The 8,487-nt window shown below is 56.2% G+C and carries 8 protein-coding genes; all 8 read right to left on the bottom strand.

Annotation, left to right across the window (positions count from 1 at the left end; all coding sequences use genetic code 11):
* Positions 1-981 (bottom strand): cache domain-containing protein (locus QNK41_RS07745; protein WP_319255425.1); only part of this gene is annotated, 981 nt, incomplete at its 3' end.
* Between the two features lie 196 nt (positions 982-1,177).
* A complete protein-coding gene (locus QNK41_RS07740; RefSeq protein ID WP_319255423.1) occupies positions 1,178-1,990 on the bottom strand; it encodes a hypothetical protein in 813 nt (270 codons plus the stop codon).
* A 95-nt stretch (positions 1,991-2,085) separates the two neighbouring features.
* Positions 2,086-2,658 (bottom strand): lipocalin family protein, encoded by a 573-nt coding sequence (locus QNK41_RS07735; RefSeq protein WP_319255421.1) that lies wholly within the window; start codon positions 2,656-2,658, stop codon positions 2,086-2,088.
* Positions 2,651-2,920 carry a hypothetical protein gene (locus QNK41_RS07730; protein WP_319255419.1) on the bottom strand — a complete coding sequence of 90 codons (270 nt, stop codon included), beginning with the start codon at positions 2,918-2,920 and terminating at the stop codon, positions 2,651-2,653. The genes QNK41_RS07735 and QNK41_RS07730 overlap by 8 nt, the downstream gene beginning before the upstream one ends.
* A 44-nt stretch (positions 2,921-2,964) precedes the next feature.
* Positions 2,965-3,348, bottom strand: coding sequence for a hypothetical protein (locus QNK41_RS07725; protein ID WP_319255417.1), 384 nt, complete (start codon positions 3,346-3,348; stop codon positions 2,965-2,967).
* A gap of 220 nt (positions 3,349-3,568) precedes the next feature.
* Positions 3,569-5,872, bottom strand: coding sequence for a tetratricopeptide repeat protein (locus QNK41_RS07720; RefSeq protein WP_319255415.1), 2,304 nt, complete (start codon positions 5,870-5,872; stop codon positions 3,569-3,571).
* Positions 5,873-6,045: 173 nt separating this feature from the next.
* Positions 6,046-6,573 carry a Rieske (2Fe-2S) protein gene (locus QNK41_RS07715; RefSeq protein WP_319255413.1) on the bottom strand — a complete coding sequence of 176 codons (528 nt, stop codon included), beginning with the start codon at positions 6,571-6,573 and terminating at the stop codon, positions 6,046-6,048.
* 13 nt (positions 6,574-6,586) lie between these two features.
* Positions 6,587-7,975, bottom strand: a complete 1,389-nt coding sequence (locus QNK41_RS07710; protein ID WP_319255411.1) for a cytochrome b N-terminal domain-containing protein — start codon at positions 7,973-7,975, stop codon at positions 6,587-6,589.
* Between the last annotated feature and the right edge of the window lie 512 nt (positions 7,976-8,487).

The following is an 8,487-nucleotide window of genomic DNA, read 5'->3' as shown; positions in this document are numbered from 1 at the left end:
CGTGGCTTTCAACCCCGTCGATCTTACCAGGTAGGCGGAGCCGTCGATCTGCATTTCCAGGGTTCGGTTGCGTATGTCCACCGGATGGTCCTGGTACTCGGCAACGATCGATCGGACCCGCGGATCGTCGGATTCTGCGCCGGTTAAAAAACTCAAGGTTTCATTTGTGCCCACTCGAATGGGGTCTATGGTCGGGTGAGCGATGATCCGCCCCGTGCGGTCGAAGAGAAACAGCATGCCGTTGTCCGACACCTTCTGTCGTTCGAGTGAGATGGCGAAACGGTTCAGGGTGATGTCGGCACCGAAAACCCCGTCACCGTAGATCAGTTTCTCGGCGCAGGTAATGCCCGGCAGCTTTGTGGAACTGAAGAGATACGGATCCGTGTAAAAGGCCGTTTCTTCCTCCTGGGCCCGGACGAACCAGGGCCTGGTGCGGGGGTCGTAGCCTGGGTCCAAGTCGGCCCTTGCTCCGGTAACCTGCCGTTCTTGATTTAAAAAATGCCAGCGCTGTTTCAGGTTGCCGTCCGCATCGACGGCAATGCTGCGCAGGACATAGGCGGTTCCCGCCGGTGCATCGAATAGACGGCGCAATTCTGCGTTGTCCCTGACGGCAACGATCTGGATAAAGCTGCCGTCATCATAACCGGTGTAAAGTGAGAACAGATAATCGTAAAACGAGAGGGCGTCGAGCATCAACGCCAATCCCGGATGCGACATCCCACCGCCCACCGGCAAAGTGGCCATTGCCGGCATGCGCGCGGCCGTCCCGACCAGAACAGCCACCGATTCCAGGGTGCTCTCGTAGCGTTCCAGCGTCTTCTCGTTGATCTCCGAGAAAAGGTGGTCGGCCATCTGGATGGCAGCCGCCTTGCTTTCCCGGTGGCTGATCCATAAGAACATCCCGGTCAATATGACGACGATGGAAACAACCAAGGTGGTAATGCCGACATAGAACGGATAGCGTTTGAATTTCAGGGTCATGAGCACTCCTTACGCTGGTGGCGCTGTAGTCTTCCTGAGTGTTATTGCAAATCGAACAGGTGCGCCATGATGATCGGATCGGTTACCAATAACCGTCAACGGCAGAGGGCCACGGTGTTTTTACGGACCATCATGGAAAGGCGGGATAAACAGTCAGCCATAGTAGAGAACGGACTGGGTCCATGCATTTGACGGATCAATAGAAGACCCGCAGATACAACTGCAGGCCGACATAGTTGAACTCGACATTGCCTTTAAAATCGATCTCCGGGTAGTCCTGCCCGTCTGCTTCTACCTTTACACCAAACGAATCGAACCCCAACCCGATGCCCACATGCTTCCAGGGGTTGTATTCCAAGGCTGCCCGAAACTCGAGGACCGATCCGGTGAAATCCTCATACTCCAGGTAGAAAATCTGTGAGCCCGTGCGGATGAACCATTTGGGGGTCAGGGCAAAATCCATGCGCAATCCCAGTACGGGCAAGGGGGCGGTGAATCTGGCGGAGCCCTCCTCGTTGACCAGTCCGGCGGTGTTAAGGCCGAAATCCATGGGCATGATGTACAAGCCAAGCCCGACTGCCAGATCGATGCGGTCGTCCTGAAAGAAAGAGTAGCTGTAGGCCACTTCGTAGATGTCCAGGTCGAAAAACGCATTGACAGTCGTGCCGGCATCGATGGTGATAGGATTGCCATTCTTATCCTCGATGGTGATATCTTGGCTTATCTGCCGGGTGCCGTCGCGCCTGAAGGCAAACCAGCTAAAATCCAGACGGTGGCGCCGGTTTTTAGAAAAGCGCCACAGGGCGTCGGTGCGAAAAACCGTACTGGTCGTGTCAAGATCCAACAGCTCCTCCACATCGATGTCCAGGCCGACCCCGGATCCGATACGGAAATTGCTGTCGGTTGCGGACATGAACACCCCGAAGTTGGCACCGAATTTTTCCCAGGGTTTTTTTTCCAGGTCCCACTCTTCGGCAATACCGACCTGCGGTAGGGTTAAAAGCATCATTGCCGTGGCAGGGTCAATAGCTGCCGGGTGAATGCACGCATTGGATACCTCCTATCCATCAGAAATTAATATGAATTTGAGCTCCCTCCCTCTACTCACTCCGGCTGAGGTGTCAATTGCAGCCGTGTCGGGTCGTACCCTTTTTCGATAACCCGGCGAAGTATCCCGTCGTACACGGCCCCATCTAACGTCGGCGTGCGGCTGAGGATCCACAGGTACTTTCGCGACGGCACCCCCACCACGGCCCACTGGTAATCGTCATCCAGGTCGATGATCCAATAGTCGCCTTTGAAGGGCCAGAAGAACCAGACTTTCAACCGGGCATGGGTGGCCGTGTCGACCACTTCCGCTTTGCCTTTGGATACCTTCAGCGGACCGTCCAGGCTGTTTTTGAAGCAGCGATTGACCACACGGATCCGCCCGTCCGGCAGCAGGGAATAGTCCGCCGTGGATCCGGTGCAACCCCTCTGGAACCAGGCCGGATAGCTGGCGATTTCATACCATTTTCCCAGATAGCGGTTCAGGTCGACGGCAGAAACCGTGCTCAGTGGCCCGCTATCTTCATCTGCCGCTGCTTGAACCGGCGGGCCTAGCAGACCAAAGAAAAATAATAGGGTTAACCACATTCGAGGCGCAGACAGTCCTTTCGCGTTGGCGTATTCAGGCATAAGGATAGTTTCCTGTAAAATAAATCTCCATCCTGCTGGGAGAGTGAATGGATTGGACGGTGTGGTTGATCCGGTCCTTGATTTCATCGAACCCGTCGACGGATGACGATGCGTCGGGCCTGATGGTAGCAACGCCAAAATGGGACCACCCCATTTTGGTCACCGCTACCTCGATCAGGCTGAATGTTGTTACACCCAATGCCTCACTGATGCACCTGCGCCACTTCTCGATGGTTTCGGGCCCGGCCGATTCACCAAGCACCGCTTTGACGGCATCGATAAAGGATCGGATCGGTGCCAGGATGCCTATTGCCCCGCAAAGTAGGCTTCCGGATCGCTGGTCAGTAGATCGAGCTTGTCCTGCAACGGTTTCAACAGGTTGTCTTTCATGCCCTCGGTGAACCCGCCGCCCATGCCGCGATTACGTATCTCGTCCATCTGCGCCTCGATGCGTGTCCGCTCCGCCTCGATTTTCTCGGACAGGGCCGAATCCTTCTTGGATTGGGCCTTTGCTTCGGTCGCTTTTTTGGTGTTCTCTTTTTCCTGCAGATATTCGTCGGCTTCTTGGGTGGATTCTTCCACCATTTTGTTGTAGGCCTGGCGCGCTTCATCCACAGCCGGAAGCGGGGTGAAAGCGCCTACAGCCAAGAGGCCCAGCAGGGAGATGGCGATCCATTTCATGAGTTTCATGTGCGACTCCTTTTATATTGGTGTCTTCAATTCTGAAATGAGGTGTGCATCGGTTTTCGGAATGCGCTTATCATTAGTTAGTGTCGATTCACAAATGGCCAATTTGCCTGATATCTGCGTTATGCTCAAAATTTTATCCTCGGAATATCAACTATATGCCTGCGGTAAAATTTTTCGTATGCCTTGATCTCAACCAAATTTGCCTATTTCTGAATGGACACTAGTTAGCCCTGGAACCTTCTATATAATTAACCAGTTCGCGGCCCATGGCAAGTGCTGGATGGGCGTCACGCAGCTGCAATGCGGCCTTTAGGGCATCGTCTGGCCGGTCCCATTCAATATACAGAACCGCCAGTGCGTAAAGGTAGTCCGGGTTATTCGGGTCCACGGAGAGGGCCTGATTAAGGGCGGTCTCCGCTTGTGCATTCCGGTTGAGTTGTTTGAGCAACAGCGCCAGGTTGTAATGGATACGGGAACGCTGGGGCAGGCCGGCGGCAGCATCGCCCAGGTAAATAACGGCTGTGTCGTAGTCCTTTTTTTCCGCCAGCAGCAGGCCTAATGAATACTTGATTTCATAAAGGTCCGGATGTTCCTGCACGACTTCCCGCAACAACGCTTCGGCCGAATCTTTTTGCCCCTTGGCATTGTATAGCATGGCCAGGTTAACCTTGGCCGGGTAAAAGAGCCGGTCGATGGCGATGGCTTTTCGGAAATGGTCGATGGCCCGGTCCGTCTGCCCCTGGTCGGCATAGATGTTGCCCAAATTGTGGCGGGAAGCTGCAAAATCGCCGGTGCGTTCCATGGCCCTGATGTATTCGGCCAGGGCTTTTTCGTATGGTTGTTGAAGGGATGGGCTCAATCCCTGTTGCGCCGCAGCGACCAGGCTCCGGGCCGCCTCGATGCGCACGGCCCGCACCGGGTCGTAGAGCAGCGGTCCGACGAGCGCTTTGCGTTGCCCCGGGTCCGGGACGGGGAGTCGATTGACCGCGGTGTGGCGAATTAGGGCCGACTCGTCGGAAAGGGCCTGCTTGAGCGCTTCTGCCGCGGTCTCATCGGGATAGGTCGATGCCAGGGACAGGGCGGTTGCCCGGACGATATCCGGGTAGAGCCGATCTCCGGCCAAACGGACCAGTTCAGCCAAGGCGTTCGGATCCTGCCGTCGTCCGGCGGCCAGAATGGTGCCATAGTGCGGCCGTATTTTCTTGCCATACCACTTGGCCACGGCATCCACCGACCACTGGACGGTCTTATCCACATGGCAGTGGTTGCAGGCGTTGGGCGTATCCAGGGCAAGGCTCAAATCCGGCCGGGGGATGCGAAAGCTGTGGTCGGGCCGGTAATCGACACCCATGTAGTTCCGGCCGGGCATGTGACACTGCTCACAAAGGGCACCGCTGCCCACGTCGAACAGCACCTCTCCGGTGGCGGCACGGATGGGTTCGCCGGTTTCACCCGCCTGTTTATGAAAATGGTGATCGCGGGTGTCGTAAATCGCCGCCCGGTGGCACTGCAGGCACAGGTCGTTGCCGTCTTTGATGCGCCGGATGCTGTGGACGTCGTGGCAGTCGCTGCAGCGCACGCCGCGGGCGTACATCTTGCTCTGGATGAAGGAGCCGTAAACATACACTTCATCCAGAATCTGACCGTCCGGAAAGTACATGCCTTCGCCGAGCAGTTGAGGAATGCCGTAGTCGAGAAAATCAGCGTGGGCATGGATGTTGTCGTCCAGGGACATGCGACGGGCGTGGCAGGGCGCACACAGCTGGACCTGCCTGGTTGAGGTCAGTCCACTGGTCTTTACTGCCAGGGCCGTGTTGACCACGTCCGGTCGCCCCATCTCCGGCAGTTGTGCCCAGGCCACATGATCCGATCCCGGACCGTGGCAGGCTTCGCAGCCCACGCTGATCTCAGACCAGGTCGTCCGGTAGGTCTCGTCGTCCGGGTCATAATTCTTGCGCAGGTCCGTGGAGTGGCATTCGGCACACATGGCGTTCCAGTTCTGACCGTTGTTGGTCCAGTAAAGCCAGTCGTCGGCAGCCAGGCGGCGGTCCGGGTACAGGTGGTACCAGCGTTTTTCCCGCGAATCCCAGGCAATGGGAAGGCACTGGAGCCGACCGCCAGGAAAAGGGATCAAATATTGCTGGAGGGGGAACCAGCCGAAGGTATGGGTGATTTCGAAGTCTCCCATCTCGCCTTGCGGCCCCTGGGTGGTAACCATGAACCGATCGTCCTTTTTATAAAACCGGGTGGTCACACCGAAATGGCGAAACTCGGCATCGGCGAAATCGCCTAGCACTGTTTCATCGGAAGCGGCGGCCATGGCCAGTTGATGGTGGGAGCCCTTCCACTTGTCGTACTCGCTCTGGTGGCAGTCCCGGCAGGCGTCGCTCCCCACGAATTCGGCGGGCGCCTGCCGGTCGGTCTGGGTCGCCATTCTCCTGGATTTCTCCTTTACCACATAAAGCGGAATGGAGAAGATGATGACCAGGGTGGCGATGATGCCGGTGATTTTCCAACGGGTCATGGCGATTGCGCGGTTCCTTGGTTCTTAACGGAATTCATCCGGTGTTTGTTACATCACCAGTTGAGTTGATATTAATTTAAAGGGTTCAAGGAGTCGAGGGTTCAAGGGTTTATCTGCGATATCAATCTTTTGCATTTCACTCGGATCCTTGACCCCTCGGCCCCTCGAACCCTTTACCTATGAGCCACCTGATCTTTGCGAAACGCGCTTCGGCGAATCGGTGTTCCAACGTCGACCTTCACGCGACGGTTCTCGATGGACACGGCAAACCGGTCCAGCGCCCGCGGGGCAGGAGACTGGATCACCTCGCCGCGTATGTCGAACACGGAGGCATGGCAGGGGCAGGCGAACTGCTTTCTTTCCGGATCCCACGGCACCGTGCAACCCAGGTGGGTGCAGCGCCGGGACAGGGCCAGAAACCCCCCATCTTCAAGACAGGCCAGGTAAAATCGACCCGGCGGAAAGGCGGTCACACTGTTGGGCGCAAACCGATCTACCGGTCCGGCGTCGATGATATCAGCGGCCTGAACCGATGAATCCGTTGACTGCAGCGGCTTCAAGAAAGAGCCCACCAGCCAGGCGATCTCTGCCAGGGCAAGGCCGCTTAAGGCCATCCACAGACCGTTGAGCAGGCTGCGACGCACTTTGCTTTCAATGGGTGGCGTGTTATCAACCGTTTGCTTGATTTTCTGACTGCTCATCCTGCGCCCTTTCTCATATCGGCCAGACCAGTTGCATAAAGGGTCCGCGAAAGAACACCCCCACGACGGTCAGCACGACGAGGGCGGTCACCATCACCACGAACAGTGACTGGGTCGTTTCGTTCAATGTGGCACCCCATCGCTTTCTCAAGGCGAGTAACCCACCAGCCGTCAGGGCTGATATAAGCAGCAGCGGCAAGATGCCGTCGCGGAGGAGAGGGGGCATGCCGATGGCCCAGGGCGCTGTTTTGACGACAAGTGCATCCACCACGATCAGGGCCGGGGTAACTGCCATCGCCGCAAGGGCTGCGTAGATGGACTGCATCCTGCCCCTGGACGAAGTGAACCAGATCCCTTCGGTGGATTGGGGATAGGCAAGGTAGGGAATGCTCAACAGGAAAAACCCTGCCAGAAGGGGAATCACGCATACGGCCGCGACAGGATGGACATGCAGCAAGAGCTCCTGAACCCCGGCGAAATACCACGGTGCCCGCACCGGGTTGGGGCTCAATCCCGGATTGGCCGGTGACGAGAGCACGGCGTCGAATAAAATGGAGAACACCAATACGGTTGCCGTCAACGCCAGCGCCATGGAGACTTCTCTAACCAGCAGACCGGGGACCACCGGCACACGGACCGGCATCTCATCGATGGGTTCAGACGGCCTCCGCGGCACGACAAGGCCGCCGGCCTTGCGGATGCGCCAGAAATGAAATGCCATCAGGCCGGCCAGCAGCAGCGGAATGACGGCCGTGTGCATGGAATAGAAAAAAGGCAGGGTCTGGGGACCCAACTCGGAGCCATTTCCCAAGGCTTGCTGCAACCCGCCCCCGATACCGGGGATATATCCGATCATGGCCGTGAAAACGGTGACGGCCCAGTAGGCCAGTTGATCATAGGGCAGCAGGTAGCCGGACAGATTGGCTGCCAGCACCATGGCAAAAAGGAAGATACCGACGATCCAGTTAAACTGCCGAGGATGGTGAAAGGCACCGGTGAAAAAGACCCTGAGCATATGCAGCATTAACACAACCACGAGAAGGTTGGCGCACCAGTGGTGGAGATTGCGCACGAGCCGGCCAAAAGGGACCTGGACCATGATTGTTTGAATCGATGCATAGGCATCTACCGGTGTGGGGACATAGATGAATTTCAGAAGCATTCCGGTGGCCATTTGCAGCAGCACCAGTATGGCCGCCATGCCGCCCAGCCCCCAGGAAAGCGTGAACATCAATGTTTTTTCTTTTACGGTCGGCGGTCGAAAATGCAGAATCAGGTTGCCGCGTAAAAAGCGTTTGCGGTCCCTTTCGGTGCGCGGTCGCACCGGGGAGGGGAATACGCTGCGCCATACCCGCAGCAGGGCGTTGACGTCCGAATTGTCCAGAGATGTTCGTTGGGTCATTTTGATCGGGTCTATCGGTGACGTCAGCCTTATCCCCGATGATTTCACAGGGAGCGGGAGCGTCAGTTTGTGTTACCTAAATTGAGCGATTGTCGAGCTTGCCGCAGATACAAGAAAGAAGTCTTTCCGCTATAGTCGCCTATGCGGGACGGCTTCTGACGCCTTAGATGCGGTGAGATCGGCAATCCCGAAGCGTTTTACATACTACATCCTGAAATAAATTCATTCTTAATGAATTCAGGGTGATATTAAATCTGTAAACATGTGAAACGCTCAATTTAGGTGTTATTATGTAAAAAGCGTGTCCGGGGCTTGATCCGTAACCGGAGCACGCATCTTCAAGGCAAACGAAAAACGGTCATGATGGGCAATACGATCCATCATTATCGTAACGTATCGAATAGTTTACCAAACTTTGGCACCAGAAACAACCGTTATTGTTATTCCCAAACCGATCCGACAGTTTCTTTTTGCGTTGATTTCCGGTATGATATAATGCTCTTAAATCACAC

It is taken from the genome of Desulfosarcina sp. (genome assembly GCF_033791525.1).
GTDB lineage: Bacteria > Desulfobacterota > Desulfobacteria > Desulfobacterales > Desulfosarcinaceae > Desulfosarcina.
The sequence above is the reverse complement of the archived record's forward strand: the minus strand, read 5'-3'. Positions and strand labels throughout refer to the sequence as shown.

Coding starts and splice junctions, on each gene's coding strand:
- QNK41_RS07740 (WP_319255423.1), bottom strand. CDS start 1,990: ATGATGCTTTTAACCCTACCGCAGGTCGGTATTGCCGAAGAGTGGGAC.
- QNK41_RS07735 (WP_319255421.1), bottom strand. CDS start 2,658: ATGCCTGAATACGCCAACGCGAAAGGACTGTCTGCGCCTCGAATGTGG.
- QNK41_RS07725 (WP_319255417.1), bottom strand. CDS start 3,348: ATGAAACTCATGAAATGGATCGCCATCTCCCTGCTGGGCCTCTTGGCT.
- QNK41_RS07720 (WP_319255415.1), bottom strand. CDS start 5,872: ATGACCCGTTGGAAAATCACCGGCATCATCGCCACCCTGGTCATCATC.
- QNK41_RS07715 (WP_319255413.1), bottom strand. CDS start 6,573: ATGAGCAGTCAGAAAATCAAGCAAACGGTTGATAACACGCCACCCATT.
- QNK41_RS07710 (WP_319255411.1), bottom strand. CDS start 7,975: ATGACCCAACGAACATCTCTGGACAATTCGGACGTCAACGCCCTGCTG.